Raw genomic sequence first — 24,594 nt, 5'->3', positions numbered from 1 at the left:
CCAGATTCGGAGCTGGAATCCTCACCGGGTAGTTATTTCGGGCATTTCAGCCCTATTTCATACCCGAACGTCTCGCACCATACGCTTACACTTTTCACTACTCTTGTGAGTAATATTGCTCACTTATAGCATTAGTCAAGGTGGTTAGGACGCAGCTTTGAGAACGGAATCCATGGCATCATGGAGAGAATCAAACTGCTCACGTGCAGTGGCGAATACGGGCTTTCAGCCACGACCAACATTTCTCTATCTTGTTGAGGTCTGGCGAATAAGGCGGAAGATAGAGTAAACGGCATTGAGCTGCCTCCACCAGTTCAGCAATCCGTCCCCCTTTATGAAACGTTGCATTGTCCAATACTAGAGTCTGACCTGGCTTCAATGTTGGAATTAAGATGAACTCCAACCACAACTCAAACACTGTCCGATTACAACAACCCTCAAAGCTAAAGGGAGCTAAGAGTTGTTGATGACACCATGCGGCTATCATACTTACCCTGCCCTGCCTCTTCCCTGATTTGAGTGCATGGAAGCGTTTTCCTTCCTCGCAGTAACCATAAGGGTAATCCGAGTCCTGACTATTCATGGCGGCTTCATCGAGGTAGACCACTTCTTCCGGCTCCATCTGTTCAATCTGAGCCATAAACTCCTCTCGCTGTTGCTTCCAACGTTCTTGGTAGCCGTAAGTTTTTTTTCTGGTGAAGCCAATTTTCTTCAAGGCTCTGGATATGGTGCGAGGAGAGATGTCGTCATCCCAAAGTTCAGCCATTTGAGCTGCTGTTTTGTCGCCATGCTCTTGGGCAAAAGCCTTGAATTTCTGCCAGTCGGTAATTTTGTGGTTATTGCCAGGTCGGTGATGAGGTTTAGGGAGGAAGTCTCCGGTCTGTGCTTTTCTTTGCAGCCAGAGATTAATGGTGTTCCTGCTGACATGGAAAACTTGACTGGCTTCTGTTTTGGGCATACCGTCTAGTTCAATGGCATCAATAACTTTTTGTCTGAGGTCGTAACTATAGGGGGCTGGCATTTTTGGTCTTCTTAGTCATCTCGTCCTCTCCATTATACGTCCTAAGTGTTCTGTCTTGTGCTATATTTATTAGAGAGCCTATGAGGGGTTTAAACGTTCCGTTTATATGGGCATTCCAACTTTAGATTTGTTCTATCCACCGGGGTACCTTTAAAAGTCTGTGTAGGTGATGTTGCGATTACCCTACTTTTCCCCTTGCCCTTTTGGGCGCAGCGTCACAACCTATTTCGCTGCTTAGTGTTATCGATGGTTCAAGCCGAACATTCGGTTTCCCTAATCATGGATGGTTGGCAGTGGTCGCATCTGGTAGTAGGTTCTACTTCACGCCTTCCGTTCCCCGCTTCAATCCTGGGTTTGTGATTCCCAAAACTGGGGGTGGCTACCGCCTTTACTTTAAACGCAATTGTTAAGGAATCATTAAGATTTCCAGTTTGGCGTTTTTGACTTTGAGTTCCCTGCTTTGTTTTATTAGGGGTCGAGAGTGAAGTCACCTTCACCCCCTCCCATTCAGAACCGTGCATGAAAGTTTCCCTTCACACGGCTCCTAGTTTAATTGCTCCATTGTTAGGGATACAGCGTTGGCGTTATCTAGTGCCGTCTTATCATCGTGACAATGGCGATGTAATAGCTGAAGATTTTTGTATTCATCCTTTCCACCGAGGCTTCGAGGTACAATGTGGCCTACTTCAATTAGGTCTGATGGGGTAAAGTATTGCCCACACCAGGTACACCTGCCTTTTTGCTTCTTGAGTAGTTTTGCTACCCTACTTGGCGTTTCAATTGCCTGACCTCGTCTGGTTGCCCAGTAAGTCCAGTTTCCGTCATATGGTGTTGCTTCCGGGCGTATCAAGGTATGTCTAACAATTGGAGTCCAACTATGTTTCCATAACTGGAACCCATTTTTGGTCCTGAACAACCAAGCTTCCTGTCTTTCATTCCCATTGCTAAGTTTAACCGTTCCATTACTGAAATAGTTTCCTAGTTTTTCATAATTTGCCTTTCCGCATCTTGACACTGTCCATGCCCGCAACATTTGCCAGATTATATTGTCTAGCTTACTGAAAGTCTCCATTGAGACGACCCCTGAGTAGTAATTTGACCATCCACGAATAATCGGGTTTAGTTTACTAATCAGGGCTGATTGAGGTGCTGTTTTATGTTGTTTAACTCAGTACAGGACAAAAAAGCTGAAAGTCTTAGCCAAAAGGGAATCTAGCCGAAAATTCTGAAGGGGGCGCTCCGGGCCGAGGTGAAAGTCGAGGGGTGGGGGGGTAGCGCCAAGTTGGGGTGAGAGGGTTACATCGGAATTACCACAAACCAAACTTCCCTCTCATGAACGAGCTTAACCGATTACGAGACACTTTGCGCCCTCACTTGCCCTGGCACGGGGCGAGATTAAACTTTGTCTGTCTGTTCCTGATGGCGCTATTCCAAACAAAGACGGTTAATCTGATGGAAATAGCGACTGTATTCGCAAATCCTGTGCAAATTTCCTCAAATTACCAGCGATTACAACGTTTTTTTCGGCAATTCAAATTTGACCGGGCAGAGATTGCCCGTTTCGTCGTTAGCCTCATTGACATTCCCCAACCTTGGACTCTTAGTCTCGACCGCACCTGTTGGTCTTTCGGTCAAACCCATTTCAACATCTTGATGTTGGCAGTCGTCCACGAGGGGATTGCCTTTCCCCTGCTGTGGACGATGCTTGACAAAAAGGGCAATAGCAACAGTGGCGAACGCATGGACTTATTCGACCGCTTCGAGGCACTATTTCCTGACGTGGAGGTGGCTTGTCTGACCGCTGACCGGGAATTTGTGGGGCGAGATTGGCTCTCGTATCTTCTCATCGACCCCGAGGTTCCTTTCCGCCTACGCATCCGCCACAGCGAGCTGATTAGTCCTAAGTTAGGAGGAACTCGGCGTAGCGGCGAACGAATGTTTGATTCTCTGCGACCCGGAGAATTTCGCCAGCTTTCGGGTCGCCGTTGGGTTTGGGGACGGCAGGTTTACGTCATTGGCTCTCGTCTGGCTGATTCGGGGGAGTTGTTGATTCTCATCACTAACGCTTGCCCCGAAACGGCCCTCCCCGACTATGCTCGGCGTTGGGGTATTGAAAACCTCTTCGGAGCCTTGAAGACTCGGGGCTTCTGTCTCGAATCGACTCACTTTAAGGACCCTGAGCGCTTGAGCCGTTTATTGGCTTTGCTTAGCCTGGCTTTTACTTGGGCTATGAAGGTGGGTTTGTGGATTCACCAAGGTTCACCCATTCCTTTGAAGGCTCACGGACGACGCTCCCAGAGTCTTTTCCGCACTGGCTTCGATTTTCTACGCCGCACTTTCTCTAATCTGCCTTTGTTTTCAGGGCGGTTTCACCAGGCTCTACAACTTTTGTCCTGTACTTAGGGCTATTGTATAAGTTATCACAACCAACTACCATGAGCCGTTACTCTTTAGATTTTCGGAAAAAGATAGTAGAAGCCTATGAAAAAGGAGACACTTCTATCCGAAAAGTAGCGAAACGCTTTTTGGTGAGTCCAGACACGGTAAGGCGACTGGTCAAACAGTATCGATTAACGGGAGACTTATCTCCTCGTAAGTGTGGCACTAAAAAGAAAAGCATTTTATCTAAGCATGAGGAAGCCGTGATAGATATTGTAGAAGCCCACCCCGACCTGACCTTATGGCAATATAGTGATAAGCTCAGAGACAAGCTGGGCATAAATGTCAGTACGACCATGATAGATAGATTTTTAAAGCAGCACGATATACAGCCTTTATCTCAATCATTAAGCACATTAACAACACTTGGTAAACCAGTTATTCAAACACTGTAAATCCACAAGGCTTACCGCCACTTCTACCAATCTCACTAATAATTCCATGGTCTCCGTCCTGAACTTGCACACTAAACTTTTGAGCTGTGACCACATCATCTCTATCGGGTTAAACTCAGGGGAATACACCGGCAGATATTCTACCCTGGCTCCTACTGACTCTATCATTTCTTTGACTTCTTCTCGATGATGAGAATTTCAGTTATCCATTACCACTACATCTCCTTTTTTTAATTTTGGCAATAAATCTAACTTGATGAATTGGAGAAAATCCTCTTTTTTCATGGACCCTTCTAATGTTTGAGTCGCCACCCCTCCGGAGAGCTTAATTGCACCAATTATTGTCATTTTTTGACCTCGATAGGATTTCCGCAGTTCATAGACTTTTTTCCCTTTCGTCGCTCTGGCTAACGGTCTGCTCATCCCTACCCATAACCCACTTTCATCAATAAACACAAGCTTTTCACGAGCCACATCTCTAATTCTTTCCCAATAATCTACTCGCGCTTTCTGTACTTCTTCTGTTACTACTTTTTCGCTCCTGTATGTTTTTTTTTGAGACTTATATCGTGCTGCTTTAAAAATCTATCTATCATGGTCGTACTGACATTTATGCCCAGCTTGTCTCTGAGCTTATCACTATATTGCCATAAGGTCAGGTCGGGGTGGGCTTCTACAATATCTATCACGGCTTCCTCATGCTTAGATAAAATGCTTTTCTTTTTAGTGCCACACTTACGAGGAGATAAGTCTCCCGTTAATCGATACTGTTTGACCAGTCGCCTTACCGTGTCTGGACTCACCAAAAAGCGTTTCGCTACTTTTCGGATAGAAGTGTCTCCTTTTTCATAGGCTTCTACTATCTTTTTCCGAAAATCTAAAGAGTAACGGCTCATGGTAGTTGGTTGTGATAACTTATATAGCACAAGACAGAATACTTAGGACGTATAATGGAGAGGACGAGATGACTAAGAAGACCAAAAATGCCAGCCCCCTATAGTTACGACCTCAGACAAAAAGTTATTGATGCCATTGAACTAGACGGTATGCCCAAAACAGAAGCCAGTCAAGTTTTCCATGTCAGCAGGAACACCATTAATCTCTGGCTGCAAAGAAAAGCACAGACCGGAGACTTCCTCCCTAAACCTCATCACCGACCTGGCAATAACCACAAAATTACCGACTGGCAGAAATTCAAGGCTTTTGCCCAAGAGCATGGCGACAAAACAGCAGCTCAAATGGCTGAACTTTGGGATGACGACATCTCTCCTCGCACCATATCCAGAGCCTTGAAGAAAATTGGCTTCACCAGAAAAAAAAACTTACGGCTACCAAGAACGTTGGAAGCAACAGCGAGAGGAGTTTATGGCTCAGATTGAACAGATGGAGCCACAAGAAGTGGTCTACCTCGATGAAGCCGCCATGAATAGTCAGGACTCGGATTACCCTTATGGTTACTGCGAGGAAGGAAAACGCTTCCATGCACTCAAATCAGGGAAGAGGCAGGGCAGGGTAAGTATGATAGCCGCATGGTGTCATCAACAACTCTTAGCTCCCTTTAGCTTTGAGGGTTGTTGTAATCGGACAGTGTTTGAGTTGTGGTTGGAGTTCATCTTAATTCCAACATTGAAGCCAGGTCAGACTCTAGTATTGGACAATGCAACGTTTCATAAAGGGGGGCGGATTGCTGAACTGGTGGAGGCAGCTCAATGCCGTTTACTCTATCTACCACCTTATTCGCCAGACCTCAACAAGATAGAGAAATGTTGGTCGTGGCTGAAAGCCCGTATTCGCCACTGCATTGAGCAGTTTGATTCTCTCCATGATGCCATGGATTCCGTTCTCAAAGCTGCGTCCTAACCACCTTGACTAATGCTATATTTCGGGCATTTCAGCCCTATTTCATACCCGAACGTCTCGCACCCGCATCTAACACGAAGTATTCACCTTTGTTAATACTTGAGTAAATTCGTGCTATTGCATCTTGAGCCGACCTGCCAGGTCTAAACCCATAGCTTGTGCCCTCAAATCTTGATTCCCATTCGGGCTCAAGTGCCGACTTGACCAAGGCTTGCCTTGCTCTATCTTGGATAGTGGGTATTCCCATTCCCGCTTTTTTCATCCCTTCCAGGTTTTGGAATCCACACCCGTCGCAGTGGTTTGGCTTTGAGATTTCCCTTAATGCTCTCAACCAGTTCAAACCTTTGCCTTGGAGAGATTGCTCTTACTCCATCGACTCCAGCCGTTTTCTTGCCTTGATTATCTTGGGTTACTCGCCGTACTGCTAGGAGCCGGGCATAATATGACTTCACCAATAGACGTTGCAACCTTCTTGCCTTTGCGTCTTGTCCCGATTTAGCTGCTTGAAATATCCTCTTTTGGAGTTTGAAAACTTTCCGCTGGACTTTCGCCCATGGAATTGCTTTCCATGCGTTTTTCGTAGTCTTGATTGGTTTGGGTTTACCAAAGCCTTTCTTTAAACTCGCCTGCGCCATTTGTGCTCCTACTAGACTCTATTCTTTACAATCAAACCGTGACCCGTCTGCATATCCTTATCATTACAGTAAGGCGTTGGCTTCTGGTCACATCTCACCCCCTAATAGGCTTACGCTTACACTTTTCGCTACTGACTCTCTCGACCAGATTATCAGAGCCTAAAAGGGGTTAAAACGTTCCGTTTATATGGGCATTCCATCTTTAGATTTGTCCTATCCATCGGGGTATCTTTAAAGGTCTGTGTAGGTGTCCTATAGAAAACCCTACTTTTCCCCTTACTCTTTTGAGCGCAGCGTATCAACCTATTTCGCTGCTTATTAGTTACGGTGGTTCAAGCCAGACATTCGGTTTCCCTAATCATAGATAGTTGGCAGTGGTCTCGATTCTGGTGTTAGGTTACACCTCGGAGCCTTCCGTTCCCCGCTTCGGTCTTGGTATTGTGAGTCCCAAAACCGGGGGTGGCTATCGCCGTTACCCTCACCTCTGTTTCGTACTTTCCATTATGTTAAGAATTATTACGATTTGTTACAGAGTGTATTGACCTTGGGTTCCCTGCCTTGATTTGGTATCCTAAGATACAAATCGTCGGGACATATAAACAGTTATGGGATGGTCAGGGGTGTGAATCCCTTATATTCCACCCAGGGGTGGAAGTCCCACTAGGAGGTTATTTCAGGCATCGCAGCCTTATTTGACTCCTAAACGAATCACACGTATATTTCTATACTAACGTCGGGACATATAAACAGTTATGAGGATGGTCAGGAGTGCGCTCCTTATATTCAACCAAGGGGTTGAAATCCTCACCAGGCAGTTATTTCGGGCATTGCAGCCCTATTTGATGCCTGAACGTCTCGCACCGCTACTTACTCTTTACGGCGGTTCAAGCCAGACATTCGGTTTCCCTAATCATGGATGGTTGGCAGTGGTCTCGGTTCTGGTGTTGGGTTACACCTTGGAGCCTTCCGTTCCCCGCTTCAATCTGACGGGTTGTGAGTCCTAAAACTGGGGGTGGCTATCGCCGTTATCCTCACCTTTTGTCGTAACTTTTCCGTTATGTTAAGAATTGTTACGTTTTGTTACAAAGTATGTTGAGCTTGGAGTCCCTGCCTTGATTTGGTATCGTGTGATACAAATATTCGGGACATATAAACAGTTATGGGGATGTTCAGGAGTGCGTTCCTTATATTCAATCAAGGGGTTGAAGTCCCCACCAGGCGGTTATTTCGGGTGTTTCAACCCTATTTCATGCTTGAACGTCTCGCACGGATTACCAGAGCATACCACAAAGGGAACACAGTTTCCGTGGCCGCGCTCAAGGCTGCCAGGAATGCCACCTCCAGAAAGCTGCCTGAGACTTTGTTTAAGGCTCTCTGGGATATGCGATAATCCTACTTTAAAGGTTTCCTTATAAAGGCCCCGCTGATTTGTTGGTCAAGCGGGGCTTTTTACTGTTGAAAGTTTGAGTGTAGGATAGAAATTATCGTGCGAGACGTTCAGGCATGAAATAAGGTTGCAATACCTGAAATAACCGCCTGGTGCGGATTTCAACCCCTCGGTTGAACATAAGGATAGCACACCTGCCCATCCCCATAACTGTTTATATGTCCCGACGCTTGGAGAAATCTAAGTAAGGCAGGGAACTCAAGGTCATAAACAAACTGAGAAATCAGGGAGTAGAGAGTAACGGCGATAGCCACCCCCAGTTTTGGGAATCATAACCTCAGGATTGAAGCGGGGAACGGAAGGCGTGAGGGAAAACCTATTCCCAATAATACGACCACTGCCAACCATCCATGACTAAGGAAATCTGAATGTTCCGACTTGAACCATCGTAAGTATTCAGTAGCGAAACAGGTTGACACGCTGCGCTCAAAAGAGCAAGGGGAAAAGTAGGGTTTTGTTAATAACACCTACACAGACTTTTAAAAAGTACCCCGGTGGATAGGACAAGTCTAAAGATGGAAAGCCCATATAAACGGAACGTTGTAACCCCTTTTAGGCTCTGATAATCTGGTCGAGATATCAGTAGTGACAAATGTAAGCGCAAGCCTATTAGGGGGTGAGATGTGACCAGAAGCCAAAGCCCGACTGTAATGGTAGGGATATGCTAACGGGTCACGGTTGGATTGTAAGAAATAGAGCCTAGTAGATGTACATATGGCGATAGCGAGTTTAAAGAAAGGATTTGGTAAGCCCAAACCAATCAAGACTACGAACAACGCATGGAAGGCAATCCCATGGACTAAGGTTCAGCGGAAAGTTTTCAAGCTCCAAAAAAGGATATTTCAAGCAGCTAAATCGGGACAGGATGCAAAGGCAAGAAGGTTGCAACGTCTATTGGTGAAGTCATATTATGCCCGACTCTTAGCAGTGCGGCGAGTGACCCAAGATAATCAAGGTAAGAAAACGGCTGGAGTCGATGGAATGAGAGCAATCTCTCCAAGGCAAAGGTTTGAACTTGTTGAGAGCATTAAGGGAAACCTCAAAGCAAAACCACTGCGACGGGTGTGGATTCCAAAACCTGGCAGGGATGAAAAACGCCCTCTGGGAATACCCACAATCCAAGACAGAGCAAGGCAAGCCTTGGTTAAGTCGGCTCTCGAACCTGAATGGGAATCAAGATTTGAAGGCACAAGCTATGGGTTCCGTCCCGGTCGGTCAGCCCATGACGCAATTGGTAGAATCTATACTGCCATAAATCAAGGACAATACTATGTTCTCGATGCTGATATAGCGAAATGCTCTTACCGTGAACCATGATTACCTATTGTCCAAAATTCATTGTCCGAGCAGCCTGAAGAGAGACCTGAAACAATGGCTTAAAGCGGGTGTTTTGGATAACGACGTATTCGAGGATACAGAAACAGGGACACCCCAAGGAGGGGTAATAAGTCCAATACTCGCCAACATCGCACTGTTGGGAATGGTTAGAGTAATTGAAACAATGTATCCTAAGAAAAAAGGGAAGGCTGTCAAAGCCAACTTAATAAGATACGCCGATGATTTTGTAGTGATATCACCATCACTAGAGATTATTGAACAATGCAAGATTGCTATTTCCGAATGGTTAAAACCTATTGGGTTAAAGATTAAACCGGAGAAAACTCGAATCTGTCATACACTCAATCCTATTGAATATGATAGAAAACTTGAAGAACCTGGATTTGATTTCTTAGGATTCAATATTAGGCAATATCCTGTAGGAAAATATAAAACTGGGAAAAGTCCACATGGGAAACCATTAGGGTTCCCAACCCACATCAAACCTAGTCAGAAAGCAATCAAAGCCCATACAGAAGTGATTAAGGGTGTAATAAAACGACATAAAACAGCACCCCAATCAGCCCTGATAAGTAATCTAAACCCGATTATTCGGGGATGGTCAAACTACTACTCAGCGGTCGTCTCAACAGAGACCTTCGTTAAGCTAGACTATATAGTGCGAAACGTTTAGGAGTCAAATAAGGCTGCAATGCCGAAATAACCTCCTAGAGGGCAATTAGACCTTTACACGGTTACTCAGTATCGGTCTAACCCCTCAACTGTATATATGTCCCGACGCTTAGGGAGTTGTGAATCTAAGCAAGGCAGGGAACTCAGGGTCAATCCCATTTAAGAAATCACAGAATACACTTTTATCTTCCAAGTATACTACAAGGAGGAGTATTTCAACCCACTTGGGGTGATTTGGGAAAGAGTAAAGGCGGTAGCCACCCCCAGTTTCAGAAATCACAAATCTGGGATTGAAGCGGGGAACGGAAGGCGTGAAGTAGAACCTACTACCAGAGGCGACCACTGCCAACCATCCATGATTAGGGAAACCGAATGTCTGGCTTGAACCACCGTAACTAGTTAGCAGCGAAATAGGCTGATACGCTGCGTCCAAAAGGACAAGGGGAAAAGTAGGGTAATTATGTCATCACCTACACAGACCTTTAAATGTACCCCGGTGGATAGGACAAATCTAAAGATGGAATGCCCATATATACGGAACGTTGAAACCCCTGTTGGGCTCTCTGCGAGTACATCTCGTAGAGTAGTGAAAAGTGTAAGCGCAAGCCCATAAGGGGAAGGGATGTGACTGAAAGCCAATGCCTAACTGTAATGGTTGGGATATGCCCACTAGTCACGATATGGATATAGAGACTGCGATAAGTAAGAGTTTAATGGCGAAAGCGAGTTTAAAGACTAACGCAAGCATATAGCTCCCAAAGTTGAAGTCATAAAGCAGGGGGTAGTAACCTTGTTCCTTTGACAAAGAGGGTATCCACATCAGGAGCCGTGTGAAGGGAAACTTTCAAGCACGGTTTTGAATGGGAGTTGGGAAAGGTGACTTTCCTTTCGACCCCTACCATCTGGCTAATGCTAAGGGCATGGACAGCATCAAGATGCAGAAAGGCAAGTTACGAGAAGCTAAGAAACTATTTCAAACATGGAACGGTAAAACTTAGCAATGGGAAAGAAAGGCATGAATCTTGGTTATTCCAGACCAAAGATGGAGTTCAACTATGGAAACACAATTGGACTCCAAATGTTAGACACACCCTAATACGCCCAGATGCAACACCATACGACGGAAACTGGACTTACTGGGCAACCAGGAAAGGACAAGCAATCGACACGCCAAACAGGGTAGCAAAACTACTCAAAAAGCAAAAAGGTAGGTGTACCTGGTGTGGACAGTATTTCGCACCATCGGATTTAGTTGAAGTAGACCACATTATACCTCGAAGTTTAGGCGGAAAGGATGAATACAAGAACCTTCAATTATTACACCGCCACTGTCATGATGATAAGACGGCGCTAGATAACGCCAACGCTGTATCATTAACAATGGAACAATCAGATTAGGAGCCGTATGAGGTGAAAGCCTCAAGTACGGTTTTGTATGGGAGGGGGAGATGGCGACATCTCTCTCGACCCCTACTAGATCATACATACCCAGAACTAATGGCAAAGGTAGATTTGCGATCGCGCCTATTTTTATCCCACCTCCTGGTTATGCTGATTGGGGTCACATCCCTGGTGATCATCGGCAAAATTTCCTCTCCTCGGTTCTTTGTCCGTAGTTTGGAACAACTAGAAGGTCCTGGCTTTCGCTTACAATATGTAAGAACTCGCCTAGTAGAAGGCTTTGAAATTGCTTGGAATCGTAGCACTTTTTGGTCTGTTTTAGCCGGAACAACTGCTGCTGTCTGTTTAAGTTATTGGGTGACTAAACGCATTACTCAGCCTCTCACCGAGATGGAAGAAATTACCCATAAATTTGCCAAGGGTAATCTCTCAGAAAGGATGTCATCTAGTGAAATTCATGAATTAAATCAACTGGCGATGAGTTTTAATCAGATGGCTAGTAGTCTTCAAGATGTTGAACAAAAACGGCGGGAATTAATTAGTGATTTGACCCATGAATTGCGAACTCCGATCACTGTAGTTCGCGGATACTTAGAAGAAATGGCCGAAGGCAGAATTTCGCCATCACCAGATATTTATCAGCAGTTAACCAAGGAAACTAAACGCCTGGAAAGGCTGATAAATAACTTACAAGAACTCTCTAAGGTTGAATCTGGATATTTACCCATTAACCCCCAACCTTTAGCATTACGGCCTTTATTAGAGTCTTTGGTGCAGCGTTTTTCTGATCAACTTCTGGAAGAAGGACCGATATTAGAATTAGATTTTTCTGAAGAATTACCCCTGGCTTTAGCTGATGTCGATCGCACTGAACAAATTTTAGTTAATTTATTAGGAAATGCCATCAGATACACCAAACATGGTCTAATTAAAATAGAAGTTTATACTCATGGTGGTTACTTGTTTGTGGATGTCAGCGATACCGGAATTGGTATTTCTGAGGCAGATTTACCCCATGTTTTTGAAAGATTTTGGCGTGCTGATAGATCGCGATCGCGCAATTATGGAGGTACCGGAATTGGTTTAGCTATTACCCGGCGTTTGGTGGAACTTCAAGGCGGCGAAATTTTCGTTAGTAGTCAGTTAGGCAAAGGTAGCACCTTCACATTTTCCTTACCAATACCCAGTTCCCAAATTATCTAATAACCAAAAAACCGCAGCCACCCCCACTCTAGTCCAATAGAACTAGAATAGGAGTTTTGTTCGCGGTTATATCGGGTTATGAAGCGCTTTAGAACATCCGCTTTTTACGGAAAGCTCGTCTCTGACGCTGATTAGCGATCGCCTTGCGCTTGCGTTTTTCTGGAGGGGTTTCAAAGTGACGTTTTTTGCGAACATCAGCCAGGATGCCAGCTTTAGACACTTCTCGCTTAAATCTACGCAGTGCGGATTCTAATTGTTCGTTTTCACCCAGAATAACTTGGGTCATGTTTTATCCTTCACCTCTCTAAAAAATAATAACTTTACTTGAGGTCTTCCCGTCTCCTCCTATATGAAAGATACTTGAGAAGACATGAACGCGACCACGAGCGATTGCTACGCAATAGAACCGTAGTTTCCCAATCCTGCTACCAGACTGGAAAGCGGCGTTCTCGCCAACTGCCAGGAAGTTTCACCTTAGCAGTTGCCCAGGCCATTTCTGGCTGTAGGCTGAAGCTCAATAAACAACACTGTCCTCTGAAAAATCCGATTGGTGCTATTCGGAATAAGTGAACCCGTCGCACACAACCTAGATTTAAGGAAGCGCCTTGTTTTAGGCCATTCGCCATTATAGCCCAACTCAACCCAATTCGTCTATCCCAGTGACCGAATAATTACCAAACCGAGCTATCGAGCCACTCTAGACAGAACCCCCATAGCGATGGTTGACAGCAACAACACCCAGATTATCAATCCAGGGATAAATCCCAGAACCCCTAACCCCCTAAGAACCCAAACCAGCAAAGTTAACCCAATCAAGATCCCAAATAACACAGAAAAGAAACGCTGCTCGATTCTTTGATATGGAGCCACAAACACCCCTCCATTCAACTTTAACCAGGAACCCATCTCCCCACAGCACAAACCGTGAGGAGTAGTCTCACCTAATCTTAGATCGCGAAAGTGATGAAATCATCCTCAGTTAAAGCTGCCGCTTGTACCCCTTCCCAAATCACCAACTCTTCCGTATCTAGGGTAATCACCGCCGACGAGACATTTTGAGTAATACTCAATTGCTCAAAGCGCAAACCACCACCGAGAACAATCAGGTCTTCCCCAGAGACAAAATCAGTAATAGTATCCGTGCCGCCATTAGCAAAAATCACAAAGCGATCGCGTCCTGGGCCACCAATCAGAGAATCATTACCCTCATCTCCAAACAACACATCATCACCATCACCACCGAAAATAGTGTCATTACCCGCACCACCGTACAAAGTATCATCACCGTGCGAAACGTTTGGGAGACCAAATAAGGCTGCAATGCCCGAAATAACGTCCCAGTGGGATTTCTACCCCTTGGTAGAATATAAGGAATACTTAGATTACAAGACAGAGAAGTTAGGACGTATAATGGCAAGGATATCTACAGAAGACCCAAAATGCCAGCCCCCTACAGTTACGACCTTAGACAAAAAGTTATTAATGCAATTGAACTAGACGGTATACCCAAAACCGAAGCCAGTCAAGTTTTCCATGTCAGCAGGAACACCATCAATCTCTGGCTGCAAAGAAAAGAACACACCGGCGACTTCCTCCCTAAACCTAATCGCCCACCTGGTCATAGCCACCAAATTACCGACTGGCACAAATTCAAGGCTTTTGCCCAAGAGCATGGCCACAAAACCTCCGCTCAAATGGCTGAACTTTGGGATGACGACATCTCTCCTCGCACCATATCCAGAGCCTTGAAGAAAATTGGCTTCACCAGAAAAAAAACTTACGGCTACCAAGAACGTTGGAAGCAACAGCGAGAGGAGTTTATGGCTCAGATTGAACAGATGGAGCCGGAAGGGTTGGTTTACCTCGATGAAGCTGGCATGAATAGTCAAGACTCGGATTATCCTTATGGTTACTGCCAGGAAGGACAACGCTTCGGTGCCCTCAAATCCGGGAAGAGGCAGGGCAGGGTGAGCATGATAGCCCCATGGTGTGATCAACAACTCTTAGCTCCCTTTAGCTTTGAGGGTTGTTGTAATCGGACAGTGTTTGAGTTGTGGTTGGAGTTCATCTTAATTCCAACATTGAAGCCAGGTCAGACTCTAGTATTGGACAATGCAACGTTTCATAAAGGGGGGCGGATTGCTGAACTGGTGGAGGCAGCTCAATGCCGTTTACTCTATCTTCCGCCTTATTCGCCAGACCTCAACAAGATAGAGAAATGTTGGTCGTGGTTGAAAGCCCGCATTCGCCATTGTATTGAGCAGTTTGATTCTCTCCATGATGCCATGGATTCTGTTCTCAAGGCTGCGTCCTAACCGTATTGACTAGTGCTATCAAACGGCGCTTGATAACGCTAAAGCTGTATCCTTAACAATGGAGCAATCTGCGCGTGCGTCACATCATGAAGTTTTTCGTGTCTATGCCAATTATCGGGATGTGGAAGCACCACTAGAGCCGTATGAAGGGAAACTCTCACGTACGGTTTTGAAGGGGAGGGGGAGGTAGCAATATCTCTCTCGACCCCCAATCGATCGCCGCAGTGCTAATAAATAGGGAAACCCAAACCCAGAGTAAAAGTTGTGGAAGTTGGCGACTGATGCGGTTACGGGAGACAATGGCAACTAGGGTAATCATTGCCAGAATTAGGGCTCTGACTAGGAGAGGTTGGCCTGTCGTGGTGGGGTCAAAGACAATAGCCAGGACGTAACCCAAGACTACTAATTGGCGCTCAGGCGCGCCCGGCGGAAGTGATTAGCTTGAATTCTAAGCCTAATCCCCCAGATACTGATAGACCAATGGCGATCGCCATCAGTCCGAATATTAGCACTAAGTCTGTAAAATCTAAGGAAATCAACTAATTATCAGCAAACCCTGTGAACAACTCATTCTAGTATAGTGTGGTGTGAGAAGCGCGTGAACCTAATTCCTGCCCTTGATTTAACCCAACAGTATCAAATGATCAGCGATCGCCTTAGTCAGGAGGTACTCGACTTGCTGGCTAGTGGTCGCTACATTGGTGGCTATGCTGTGGACAGTTTTGAGAAAAAGTTTGCCGAGTATATTGGGGCTTCTGAGTTGGTCAGTTGCAACTCTGGTACTGATGCCCTATTTTTGGCTTTGCGGGCTTTAGAAATAGGCCCCGGCGATGAGGTGATTACCACTTGTTTTTCCTTTATTGCTACCTCTGAGGTGATTAGTGCCGTGGGAGCCACCCCGGTATTTGTGGATATTGACCCGGATACGTTCAACTTAGATATTAGTCAAATTGAGGCGGCGATTACTGCCCAAACCCGTGCTATCCTTCCCGTGCATTTGTTTGGTCGCCCTGTGGACATGACCGCATTAATGGCGGTAGCGCGGTCTCATAATTTGGCGGTGATTGAAGATTGCGCCCAAGCCACCGGAGCTAGTTGGGGTGATGCTAAGGTGGGTAGTATGGGAGATCTAGGCTGTTTTAGCTTTTTTCCGACTAAGAATTTAGGCGCTTGTGGAGATGGAGGGGCGATCGCAACTAATAATCCTGATCTGGCGCGTGTGTTGCGGGTGCTGAAAAATCACGGTCAGCCTGAGCGATATAATTCCGAACTGTTGGGGATTAATAGTCGTCTTGATGCCCTACAAGGGGTGATTTTAAGCATTAAATTAGAGTATCTCCCTCGCTGGAATCAACAGAGAAAGGCGATCGCCTCTCGATATAGTCAGGAACTGGAGGGGATACCCGGTTTAATTGTCCCAGCAGAAAGTCTAGGCGGCGAGACCGTTTGGAATCAGTACACTATCAGATATGTGGGTAATAATAGCGACTCGTCAGGACGCGATCGCCTGCGAGAACAACTCCAGAGCCTCGGAGTTAGCACTAATGTATACTACCCCATACCCCTCCATCTACAGGGGGTTCATCGCGATTTAGGCTATGGCTGCGGTGATTTTCCCATGGCAGAACAGGTCAGCCACCAAGTTTTGTCTTTGCCGATGTTCCCGGAACTTTCCAGCGAACAACAAGATAGGGTGATCTATGCTGTCAAAGATTGCCTAAAATTGGGGGCTATAGGTTGAGCGGGTGAGTGTTATATGTCGTTTTGTAGATTATAGTTAAGATAACGATAAGAAATCATCAATTCACCCTGGGGATGTATTTACCCCGACCTGGGTTGCAGGTAACTAAGCAACCAGTTGACCAAACTTAGGAATATGAAGAGGAAATAAAAGGAGTGAACCCCTACCAAAATAGCGATCGCCGAGTTTACGATCCTCAAGCCATTGCTCAATATTATCGCCGTCGGCTTTGGAAGGCCATCTGGCGCGTGATCACGGTTGTATGGTTTTTTTCAGGGTTCATTATTGGTCTACTTTGGGATCAATGGCGACATCGAAATGTTACGGAAACCCCGAAACGAGCCGCCCAGCTGCGTAATATTCTCACCCGCCTCGGTCCCACCTATATTAAAGTAGGTCAAGCATTATCAACCCGTCCTGACCTCATTCGCAAGGACTTTTTAGAAGAATTAACCAAACTCCAAGATCAGCTACCCCCTTTTGATACTAAGATCGCTATGGCGATCATCGAGAGAGAACTCGATCGCGATTTAGATACTGTTTTCCGACAAATTTCCCCTGAACCCGTAGCCGCAGCCAGTTTGGGTCAGGTCTATAAAGCACAACTGCTGACAGGGGAAGAGGTCGCCGTTAAAGTCCAAAGACCATTTCTCTTACCAACTCTGACCCTGGATCTGTATTTAATGCGTTGGGCTGCGGGTTGGTTGTCTCCCATTTTACCCCTGAATTTGGGTCATGATTTAACCCTAATTGTCGATGAATTTGGGTTCAAATTATTTGAGGAAATCGACTATATTAATGAGGGTCGAAATGCCGAAAGGTTTGCCACATATTTTGATGATGATCCGACCGTAAAAGTGCCATCAATTTACTGGAAATATACCAGCCATCAGGTGTTAGTCTTAGAGTGGATTAACGGCTTGAAGTTGACCGATATTGAAAGTGTTCAAGCGGCGGGTTTGGATATGAGTAAAATGATTTTTGTCGGTGTGACAAGTGGCTTGCGACAACTGCTAGAGTTCGGTTTTTTCCATGCTGACCCCCACCCCGGAAATCTGTTTGCTATGCCTGATGGTCGCATGGCATTTATTGATTTTGGCATGATGGATCAGTTAAGCCAGCAAACTAAGGAAACTCTGGTTGATTCCGTAGTTCATTTAATTAATAAAGACTATAAGGAGTTGGCGGAAGATTTTGTCAGGTTGGGATTTTTAGCACCTAATACTAATATGGCTCCCATTATTCCGGCTTTAGAGGCGGTTATGGGGGATATTATTGGGGAGAGTGTTAAGGATTTTAACTTTAAAACTATTACCGATAGTTTCTCGGAATTGATGTATGATTACCCCTTCCGGGTTCCGGCAAAATTTGCCCTGATTATTCGGTCTCTAGTAACTCAGGAAGGAATTGCCCTCAGTCTCGACCCGGATTTTAAAATCGTTGAGGTGGCTTATCCCTATGTGGCGCGTCGCCTGTTGAAGGGAGAAACTCCGGCTTTGCGACGACGGTTGATTGAGGTGTTATTTAAAGATGGTCGCTTCCAGTGGCATCGTCTGGAAAATATGATTACGATCGCTCAAACTGATGGCAATTTTGATATTCTCCCCACTGCACAGCTAGGTTTACAATATCTGTTTTCCGAAGAGGGTAGTTTCCTTCGTCGTCAAATTGTCATGGCGTTGACCGAAGACGATCGCCTACATACCGCTGAAGTCCAACGACTCTGGGGTTTAATTCAGGATGACCTCAAACCGAGTCGCTTATTTGATGTAGCATTGGGGGCAATAACTGAGTTTTCGACCTCCCAAGTGGCTGCTATGAGAATTCAATAAATATCGCTATTCATCAGATCATCACAATTCCCTTGTTAGGGATGCTTGAAAAAAAGGCCCAAGTCTAAGTATTTGGGTCTTTTATTGGTTATGATCTGTACAGTGTGATTATATATCAAATTGCCCTTGCTCAATTATTATGCCTTGGCATGAATGTCCCTGAAGCCTTAAAACTGATAGAAGAAAAATTCCTGCGGCGATCGCTTTCCCCTATTGAGCGTTTAATTTTATCTGAATCATGGATGGGTAAGACCTACAGTGAAATTTCCCAGAAATCTGCATACGCTAATGATTATGTTAAAGAAGTGGGTGGACGATTATGGCAGGAACTCTCCGAGGCCCTGGGGACCAAAGTTAGCAAAAAAAATATAAAACTTGTCCTCAAATCTCGGCACCAGATCCCATTAACTTCCCCCCCTGTTCAGAAATCAGGAACTTTGGCAGGTAATTCATTGAATCCTAATGATGGCAATAATATAGAAATACCTGGGAGTCCAATTTCCATAAACTCTCCCTTTTATATAGAACGTCCACCCATTGAAGAAATGGGCTATAATGAACTGCAACAACCGGGGTGTGTCGTGAGGATTAAAGCACCTCGGAAGATGGGTAAAAGTTCCCTACTTAATAGGATGTTAACCCAAGCAGTTTCTTGGGGATATGGAACTGTTTATCTGAATTTTCTGGAAGTAGACGCTGAGACTTTTAATTCCCTAGAACAATTGGTCAGATGGTTTTGTGCTAATGCGACTAAGCAGTTAAAGCTACCAGCGAAACTCGATGAATATTGGGATATAGATTTAGGGACTAAAGTTTCCTGTCGGCTGTATTTTGAGGAATATCTATTCATCACTAAAGACACCCCCATTGTGATTGCTATGAATGAGGTTAACCGCCTCTTTGAGTATCCGGTTATTGCTAGTGATTTTTTGCCCATGTTGCGATCGTGGCACGAACTCTCTAAACATAATAAACTCTGGGAAAATTTGCGCTTGATTGTAGTTCACAGCACCGAAGTTTATGTACCTTTACAGTTACATCAATCCCCTTTTAATGTCGGTTTGGTGTTAAAAATACCCCAATTTACACCGGAACAAGTGCAAGATCTGGCTTTGAGATATGAATTAAGTTGGGCGGCGGGAGAGAGTGGACTTAAACGCCTAGAAGGTTTAATCTCAATGGTCGGTGGACATCCTTATCTAGTACAACTGGCTTTTTATACTATTAGTAAATCAGGGATTTCTCTGGAAAATTTAATCAAAAATGCCCGCAAGCCTGATGGAATTTATAGCGCCTATTTGCGGGATTTATTAGTAACAATTCAACAAGATTCCGACCTGCATATTGCTTTAAATAAAGTCCTCAAGTCTGATAATGGTGTGCCTTTGGAGGCGATTACTGCTTATAAATTAGAAAGTCTAGGATTAGTTAACTTTGAGGATAACCTAGCACAAATTGGCTGTGATTTATATCGGCTATATTTTTTGGAACAGTTATAAACCCCCCCCCAGCAAAAACTGAGGGGTGATGATATGGTGAAATTATTATCCTAGAATCAACCTAGAATAAACTATGTTCTGGGACGTAGGAAGTAATCGCTTTCATGTATTGGGCGCGTTCATAGGCTGACTCATCATCACAATGGCGCTGAGACATAGAACCCTGCATCTGTTGAACAGAGTCATACTCGTGTTCTTCCATCCAGTGTTTCATCTCATTTTCCATCACTTGGATGTAACCAATACCATGGCGCAATAAAGCGGAACAAACATGAGTTACCTTAGCCCCCGCCATCAACATTTTAATAGCATCGTGACCGCGCGCGACACCGCTAGTGCAGGCTAAATCGGCATTAATCCGACCATACAAAATAGCAATCCAGCGCATAGGTAGGCGCATATCGTGGGGAGAACTCAAAACGGAACTAACCTCAATTTCTAGTTCTTCTGGGTTAATATCTGGCTGTATGAAGCGGTTAAATAAAGCGAGTCCATCGACTCCAGCTTCATCTAAACGTTTCGCCATATTGGCCATATTACTAAAGAAGGGGCTAAGTTTCATAGCCACAGGAATAGTAACCTCGGCTTTAACTTCCCGGAGAGTAGTGATATAGTTTTCCTCGACCTCAGCCCCACTCATATCAAAATCGGTGGGAACATAATAAATATTCAATTCGATCGCATCTGCACCAGCTTCCTGCATGAGTTTGGAATATTCCACCCAACCACCGGAGGAGAAACCATTTAAACTGGCAATAATGGGAATATCAACCAACTCCTTAGCTTGGCGAATATGCTCAAGATAAAGTTCCGGTCCGACGTGATATTCTTCTGGTTCAGGAAAATAGGTTAAAGCCTCAGCAAAGCTATTGGTTCCATATTCCAAATGGTGATTAAGTTCAAATTTTTCTCGCAGTAACTGTTCTTCAAATAGGGAGTGTAAAACGACTGCTGATGCGCCCGCATCTTCCATACGCCGAATATTATCGACATCTTCCGATAAAGGGGCGGCGGCGGAAGGGACAATAGGAGTCCTCAAATTCAATCCCAAATAGGTCGTACTCAAATCCATAATATAGATTCCTTATGAAAAGTGGAAACGGAAGCAGTGAAAAGTTCTAGGGGTCCGGTTTGTAGGGGCGAAAAATAGGCACGCCCCTATAATTGAGAACCGGACTAGGAGTTTCTGTCTACAATGGGTTTAGGAAGTTCACTATTTGTCACCAGAGGTGTCTGTATTGGGCTGATTGCCTTCTTGATCCAAGGGACGCGCCGCCAGATACTCATACATTTGCCAACGGGTGTCAACGTCTTTCTGGGCTTCTTTCAGCAAGCGTTTAGCATCAACGGGCTTAGTTTTGGTGAGCATTTTAAAGCGGTTTTCGGCATACATGGATTGTTCGACGGATTTTTTAGGCGATCGCGAATCCAAAAGTAGGGGATTTTTGCCTTCAGCTTTGAGGTCAGGATGATAACGATAAAGCAACCAACGACCACTTTCGACAATTGCTTTTTGGTGACTCATAGCCGTAGTCATATTAATACCGTGGGCGATACAGTGACTGTAGGCAATAATCAAGGAAGGGCCATCGTAGGCTTCAGCTTCCAGGAAGACTTTAAGGGTGTGTTCATCGCGCGCCCCCATAGCCACAGAAGCGACATAAACGTTACCGTAGGTCATAGCAATCAAACCCAAGTCTTTCTTAGGTGACGGCTTACCACCAGCGGCAAATTTAGCGACCGCACCGCGAGGAGTAGCTTTAGAAGACTGACCACCAGTATTAGAGTAGACCTCAGTATCCATAACCAGGATATTGACGTTGCGACCACTAGCAATGACATGATCTAAACCGCCATAGCCGATATCATAAGCCCAACCATCGCCGCCGAGTATCCAGACAGATTTTTTGACGAGGTAATCAGCCAAACTGAGTAACTGTTTGGCGTTGGTATCATCAGACCCTTGCAATTTTTGCTTAACCTGGGCGACGAGTTCCCGTTGTTCCCAAATATCAGCCTCGGATTTTTGGGGGTTATTGATAATTTTGGCTACCAGTTCATCGCCAACAAGACCGCCTAACTTCTGCAACAATTCACAGGCGAAAGCGGTATGTTTATCAATGGACAGACGGAAGCCTAGACCAAATTCGGCGTTATCTTCAAATAGGCTATTAGACCAACTAGGGCCGCGACCTTCGGCATTTTGCGCCCAGGGTGTGGTGGGTAAGTTACCGCCATAGATAGAAGAACAGCCAGTGGCGTTAGCGACAACCATACGATCGCCAAATAGTTGGGTTGCTAACTTGATATAGGGAGTTTCGCCACAACCCGCACAAGCACCAGAGAACTCAAACAGGGGTTCTTGCCATTGTTGTTGTTTAATCATATCCGATCGCAAATTACGGCGATCGGGGTTAGGCAAGTTGAGGAAAAATTCCCAGTTTTCCCGTTCCGTGGCTCGTATGGGTGGCTGAGACTCCATGTTAATCGCCTTTTTGGAAGGCATGGATTTATTTTTCGCCGGACAGACATCAACACAGACACCGCAACCAGTACAGTCTTCTGGAGATACTTGGATGGTGAATTTTTGCCCTTCAAAGGCTTTATCGCGGACAGCAGTAGTTTTAAAGGTTTCCGGCGCACCATTGAGGGCGCTTTCATCGTAGGCTTTACCACGAATTACCGCATGGGGACAGACCATGATACATTTACCACACTGCACACAGACATCAGCATCCCAAACGGGGATTTCTTGGGCGACGTTGCGTTTCTCCCATTTTGATGTACCTGTGGGATAGGTTCCGTCACAGGGTAGTTGGCTGACGGAGAGTTGGTCGCCTTTACGCGCTAACATCATCCCTTCCACTTCCCGGACAAAATCAGGGGCGTTAGCGGGGACTGGTGGCGCTATGCGTACCTGGCTATTGGCTTCGCCGATATTGACCTCAAAGAGGTTGTCGAGGGTATTGTCTACGGCTTGGAGGTTCATGCGGACAATGGCTGAACCTTTTTTACCGTATGTTTTTTCGATCGCTTTTTTAATTTTGGCGATCGCCTCATCCTTGGGTAGAACTCCCGCCAAAGCGAAGAAACAGACCTGCATCACCGTATTGATACGGCTACCCATTCCACTGTCACGGGCTACTTTATTAGCATCGATGACATATAGTTTGAGGTTTTTGCGGACAATTTGCTCTTGAATTTCAATGGGTAGGTAATTCCATACTTCATCAGGTCCGTAGGGGCTATTCAGCAGGAAGGTCGCCCCATTGGTGGCTGCATCAACTACATTGAGTTTTTCTAGGAAATTCCACTGGTGACAGCCGATAAAGTTGGATTTTTCGATTAAATAGGGGGAGCGGATTAAGTTAGGACCGAAACGCAGGTGAGATACGGTGACAGCGCCGGATTTTTTCGAGTCGTAGACGAAGTAACCCTGGGCGTAGTTATTGGTTTCGTCCCCGATAATTTTAATCGAGTTTTTGTTAGCCCCTACAGTACCATCAGACCCTAGACCATAGAACATGGCGCGGATGACGTTATCCGGTTCGGTGGAAAATTCCGGGTCAAAGGGTAGGGAGGTGTGGCTGAGGTCGTCGTTAATACCGATGGTAAAGTGATTTTTGGGTTTGTCGAGTTGGAGGTTATCAAAAACGGCTTTTACCATAGCCGGGTTAAATTCTTTGGAGGATAACCCATAACGACCACCTACGATTTTGAGGGCGGGTCCTTCCCAGCTTTCACTAATGGCGGTGACGACATCTAAATATAGGGGTTCGCCACTTGAGCCGGGTTCTTTGGTGCGGTCTAAAACTGCGATCGCTTTTGCCGTTTTTGGTACAGCGCCAATAAAGGCGTTAGCATCCCAGGGTCGATACAGACGGACTTTTAGCACTCCGACTTTTTCTCCCTGTGCGGTCAGATAATCTACGGTTTCGTGGACGGTTTCACAGCCGGAACCCATTAATATAATGATGCGATCGGCATCTGGTGCGCCATGATATTCAAATAGTTTATAGTGCCGTCCCGTCAGTTCCCCGAATTTGTCCATGGCTTTTTGCACAATTTCTGGACAGACGTTATAGAAGGGGTTAACGCTTTCCCTCGCTTGGAAGTAAACATCGGGGTTTTGGGCGGTTCCTCGTAAAGCAGGGCGATCGGGTGTTAGTCCCCGGGCGCGGTGTGCATAAACGTCCTCATCATCTATCATCGCCCGCAGATCACTCTCTTCCAAGAGTTCGATTTTCTGCACTTCGTGGGACGTGCGGAACCCATCAAAAAAGTGGATAAATGGAACCCTTGATTTTAGGGTACTTGCTTGGGCGACTAGGGCTAAATCATGGGCTTCCTGGACTGAGGCTGAACATAATAATCCGCAACCAGTAGCCCGCACTGCCATTACGTCACTGTGATCGCCAAAAATAGACAAGGCTTGGGCGGCGATGGACCTGGCGGCGACATGGAGGACCGCACAGGTTAGTTCCCCGGCGATTTTGTACAGGTTCGGAATCATTAATAATAATCCCTGGGATGCTGTAAATGTCGTGGTTAATGACCCTCCCTGTAGGGAACCATGAACAGCCCCCGCCGCGCCTCCTTCGCTTTGCATTTCTACTACTGCGGGAACCGTTCCCCAAATGTTGGGTTGTCCTTCCGATGTCCAAGCATCCGCCCATTCTCCCATGGGTGATGATGGAGTGATGGGATAAATGGCAATAACTTCATTGAGACGAAAAGCCACGCGGGCTACCGCTTCGTTCCCGTCTAGGGTGGCATACTGTCTGGTATTCATACTT

Annotated in this window: 19 protein-coding genes and 6 pseudogenes; 13 read left to right on the top strand and 12 right to left on the bottom strand. The window is 45.6% G+C overall.

Going from position 1 to position 24,594, the window contains the following annotated elements:
- Positions 1–144: 144 nt before the first annotated feature.
- Positions 145–1,021, bottom strand: a protein-coding gene (locus HFV01_RS05560; RefSeq protein WP_318286178.1) for an IS630 family transposase whose coding sequence is annotated in 2 segments (ribosomal slippage) — positions 145–207 and positions 209–1,021 — 876 coding nt in all. Because the reading frame shifts where the segments join, the coding sequence is not laid out codon by codon here.
- A gap of 203 nt (positions 1,022–1,224) precedes the next feature.
- Here HFV01_RS05560 and HFV01_RS05555 point away from each other — a divergent pair.
- Entirely contained in the window at positions 1,225–1,431 is a 207-nt protein-coding gene (locus tag HFV01_RS05555; protein ID WP_150105332.1) for a hypothetical protein, read from the top strand.
- 134 nt (positions 1,432–1,565) lie between these two features.
- Here HFV01_RS05555 and HFV01_RS05550 read toward each other — a convergent pair.
- Positions 1,566–2,189, bottom strand: a pseudogene (locus HFV01_RS05550) (group II intron maturase-specific domain-containing protein); the annotation flags it as partial.
- 164 nt (positions 2,190–2,353) lie between these two features.
- Between HFV01_RS05550 and HFV01_RS05545 the strand changes: the two are divergent.
- Together HFV01_RS05545 and HFV01_RS05540 are read left to right on the top strand one after the other, a co-directional pair.
- A complete protein-coding gene (locus tag HFV01_RS05545; RefSeq protein WP_006669216.1) occupies positions 2,354–3,424 on the top strand; it encodes an IS4-like element ISAtsp3 family transposase in 1,071 nt (356 codons plus the stop codon).
- 32 nt (positions 3,425–3,456) lie between these two features.
- Positions 3,457–3,789: pseudogene (locus HFV01_RS05540) on the top strand (helix-turn-helix domain-containing protein); the annotation flags it as partial.
- A gap of 27 nt (positions 3,790–3,816) precedes the next feature.
- Here HFV01_RS05540 and HFV01_RS05535 read toward each other — a convergent pair.
- Positions 3,817–4,751, bottom strand: a pseudogene (locus HFV01_RS05535) (IS630-like element ISAtsp7 family transposase).
- 87 nt (positions 4,752–4,838) lie between these two features.
- Here HFV01_RS05535 and HFV01_RS05530 point away from each other — a divergent pair.
- Positions 4,839–5,715, top strand: a protein-coding gene (locus HFV01_RS05530; protein ID WP_108614752.1) for an IS630-like element ISAtsp1 family transposase whose coding sequence is annotated in 2 segments (ribosomal slippage) — positions 4,839–5,168 and positions 5,170–5,715 — 876 coding nt in all. Because the reading frame shifts where the segments join, the coding sequence is not laid out codon by codon here.
- Positions 5,716–5,779: 64 nt separating this feature from the next.
- Here HFV01_RS05530 and HFV01_RS05525 read toward each other — a convergent pair.
- A pseudogene (locus HFV01_RS05525) lies at positions 5,780–6,350 on the bottom strand (reverse transcriptase N-terminal domain-containing protein); the annotation flags it as partial.
- A gap of 842 nt (positions 6,351–7,192) precedes the next feature.
- Between HFV01_RS05525 and HFV01_RS05520 the strand changes: the two are divergent.
- Both HFV01_RS05520 and HFV01_RS05515 read left to right on the top strand, forming a co-directional pair.
- Complete coding sequence (locus tag HFV01_RS05520; RefSeq protein ID WP_162198544.1) at positions 7,193–7,354, top strand: hypothetical protein; 162 nt, start codon at positions 7,193–7,195, stop codon at positions 7,352–7,354.
- 227 nt (positions 7,355–7,581) lie between these two features.
- Positions 7,582–7,740: a hypothetical protein gene (locus HFV01_RS05515; RefSeq protein ID WP_228116377.1), complete on the top strand. Its 159-nt coding sequence runs from the start codon at positions 7,582–7,584 to the stop codon at positions 7,738–7,740.
- A 261-nt stretch (positions 7,741–8,001) separates the two neighbouring features.
- Here HFV01_RS05515 and HFV01_RS05510 read toward each other — a convergent pair whose 3' ends face one another.
- Complete coding sequence (locus tag HFV01_RS05510) at positions 8,002–8,145, bottom strand: hypothetical protein (RefSeq protein ID WP_008053030.1); 144 nt, start codon at positions 8,143–8,145, stop codon at positions 8,002–8,004.
- Positions 8,146–8,511: 366 nt separating this feature from the next.
- Here HFV01_RS05510 and ltrA point away from each other — a divergent pair.
- A pseudogene (ltrA, locus tag HFV01_RS30205) lies at positions 8,512–9,796 on the top strand (group II intron reverse transcriptase/maturase); the annotation flags it as partial.
- Between the two features lie 120 nt (positions 9,797–9,916).
- On the opposite strand, the gene HFV01_RS05495 reads toward ltrA, so the two are convergent.
- Complete coding sequence (locus HFV01_RS05495; RefSeq protein WP_006625613.1) at positions 9,917–10,240, bottom strand: hypothetical protein; 324 nt, start codon at positions 10,238–10,240, stop codon at positions 9,917–9,919.
- A 467-nt stretch (positions 10,241–10,707) separates the two neighbouring features.
- On the opposite strand from HFV01_RS05495, the pseudogene HFV01_RS05490 reads away from it, so the two are divergent.
- A pseudogene (locus HFV01_RS05490) lies at positions 10,708–11,205 on the top strand (HNH endonuclease); the annotation flags it as partial.
- Positions 11,206–11,304: 99 nt separating this feature from the next.
- Positions 11,305–12,411, top strand: coding sequence for a HAMP domain-containing sensor histidine kinase (locus tag HFV01_RS05485; RefSeq protein WP_193521263.1), 1,107 nt, complete (start codon positions 11,305–11,307; stop codon positions 12,409–12,411).
- Positions 12,412–12,499: 88 nt separating this feature from the next.
- Here HFV01_RS05485 and rpsU read toward each other — a convergent pair whose 3' ends face one another.
- From rpsU to HFV01_RS05470, 3 genes are all read right to left on the bottom strand, one after another.
- Positions 12,500–12,697, bottom strand: coding sequence for a 30S ribosomal protein S21 (rpsU, locus tag HFV01_RS05480; protein WP_006616180.1), 198 nt, complete (start codon positions 12,695–12,697; stop codon positions 12,500–12,502).
- Positions 12,698–12,836: 139 nt separating this feature from the next.
- A complete protein-coding gene (locus tag HFV01_RS05475; protein WP_006669199.1) occupies positions 12,837–13,037 on the bottom strand; it encodes a hypothetical protein in 201 nt (66 codons plus the stop codon).
- A gap of 321 nt (positions 13,038–13,358) precedes the next feature.
- On the bottom strand, positions 13,359–13,685 hold the full coding sequence (locus HFV01_RS05470; RefSeq protein WP_006624095.1) for a calcium-binding protein: 327 nt from the start codon (positions 13,683–13,685) through the stop codon (positions 13,359–13,361).
- A gap of 165 nt (positions 13,686–13,850) precedes the next feature.
- Between HFV01_RS05470 and HFV01_RS05465 the strand changes: the two genes are divergently transcribed.
- Positions 13,851–14,726 carry an IS630 family transposase gene (locus HFV01_RS05465; RefSeq protein ID WP_006624094.1) on the top strand — a complete coding sequence of 292 codons (876 nt, stop codon included), beginning with the start codon at positions 13,851–13,853 and terminating at the stop codon, positions 14,724–14,726.
- A 157-nt stretch (positions 14,727–14,883) separates the two neighbouring features.
- On the opposite strand, the gene HFV01_RS05460 is transcribed toward HFV01_RS05465, so the two are convergent.
- A complete protein-coding gene (locus tag HFV01_RS05460; protein ID WP_006619180.1) occupies positions 14,884–15,123 on the bottom strand; it encodes an ABC transporter permease in 240 nt (79 codons plus the stop codon).
- Between the two features lie 201 nt (positions 15,124–15,324).
- Between HFV01_RS05460 and HFV01_RS05455 the strand changes: the two genes are divergently transcribed.
- From HFV01_RS05455 to HFV01_RS05445, 3 genes are all read left to right on the top strand, one after another.
- Entirely contained in the window at positions 15,325–16,467 is a 1,143-nt protein-coding gene (locus tag HFV01_RS05455; protein ID WP_006624093.1) for a DegT/DnrJ/EryC1/StrS family aminotransferase, read from the top strand.
- 155 nt (positions 16,468–16,622) lie between these two features.
- Entirely contained in the window at positions 16,623–18,299 is a 1,677-nt protein-coding gene (locus HFV01_RS05450) for an ABC1 kinase family protein (protein WP_006624092.1), read from the top strand.
- Between the two features lie 104 nt (positions 18,300–18,403).
- Positions 18,404–19,798, top strand: a complete 1,395-nt coding sequence (locus tag HFV01_RS05445; protein ID WP_228116378.1) for an AAA-like domain-containing protein — start codon at positions 18,404–18,406, stop codon at positions 19,796–19,798.
- 61 nt (positions 19,799–19,859) lie between these two features.
- Here HFV01_RS05445 and HFV01_RS05440 read toward each other — a convergent pair whose 3' ends face one another.
- Together HFV01_RS05440 and nifJ are read right to left on the bottom strand one after the other, a co-directional pair.
- On the bottom strand, positions 19,860–20,870 hold the full coding sequence (locus HFV01_RS05440) for a dihydroorotate dehydrogenase-like protein (protein ID WP_006624090.1): 1,011 nt from the start codon (positions 20,868–20,870) through the stop codon (positions 19,860–19,862).
- Between the two features lie 141 nt (positions 20,871–21,011).
- Positions 21,012–24,590, bottom strand: coding sequence for a pyruvate:ferredoxin (flavodoxin) oxidoreductase (nifJ, locus tag HFV01_RS05435; protein WP_193520901.1), 3,579 nt, complete (start codon positions 24,588–24,590; stop codon positions 21,012–21,014).
- Positions 24,591–24,594 lie beyond the last annotated feature (4 nt).

The sequence above is a fragment of the Limnospira fusiformis SAG 85.79 genome (assembly GCF_012516315.1).
Classification (GTDB): Bacteria; Cyanobacteriota; Cyanobacteriia; order Cyanobacteriales; family Microcoleaceae; genus Limnospira; species Limnospira fusiformis.
This window is presented reverse-complemented; position numbering and strand designations above follow the sequence as displayed.

Bases quoted from the DNA above. Each gene is read 5' to 3' on its own strand.
- HFV01_RS05545 (WP_006669216.1), top strand. From the start codon at position 2,354: ATGAACGAGCTTAACCGATTACGAGACACTTTGCGCCCTCACTTGCCC.
- HFV01_RS05520 (WP_162198544.1), top strand. From the start codon at position 7,193: ATGCCTGAACGTCTCGCACCGCTACTTACTCTTTACGGCGGTTCAAGC.
- HFV01_RS05510 (WP_008053030.1), bottom strand. From the start codon at position 8,145: ATGGTTGGCAGTGGTCGTATTATTGGGAATAGGTTTTCCCTCACGCCT.
- HFV01_RS05485 (WP_193521263.1), top strand. From the start codon at position 11,305: ATGGCAAAGGTAGATTTGCGATCGCGCCTATTTTTATCCCACCTCCTG.
- rpsU (WP_006616180.1), bottom strand. From the start codon at position 12,697: ATGACCCAAGTTATTCTGGGTGAAAACGAACAATTAGAATCCGCACTG.
- HFV01_RS05475 (WP_006669199.1), bottom strand. From the start codon at position 13,037: ATGGCGAATGGCCTAAAACAAGGCGCTTCCTTAAATCTAGGTTGTGTG.
- HFV01_RS05465 (WP_006624094.1), top strand. From the start codon at position 13,851: ATGCCAGCCCCCTACAGTTACGACCTTAGACAAAAAGTTATTAATGCA.
- HFV01_RS05440 (WP_006624090.1), bottom strand. From the start codon at position 20,870: ATGGATTTGAGTACGACCTATTTGGGATTGAATTTGAGGACTCCTATT.
- nifJ (WP_193520901.1), bottom strand. From the start codon at position 24,590: ATGAATACCAGACAGTATGCCACCCTAGACGGGAACGAAGCGGTAGCC.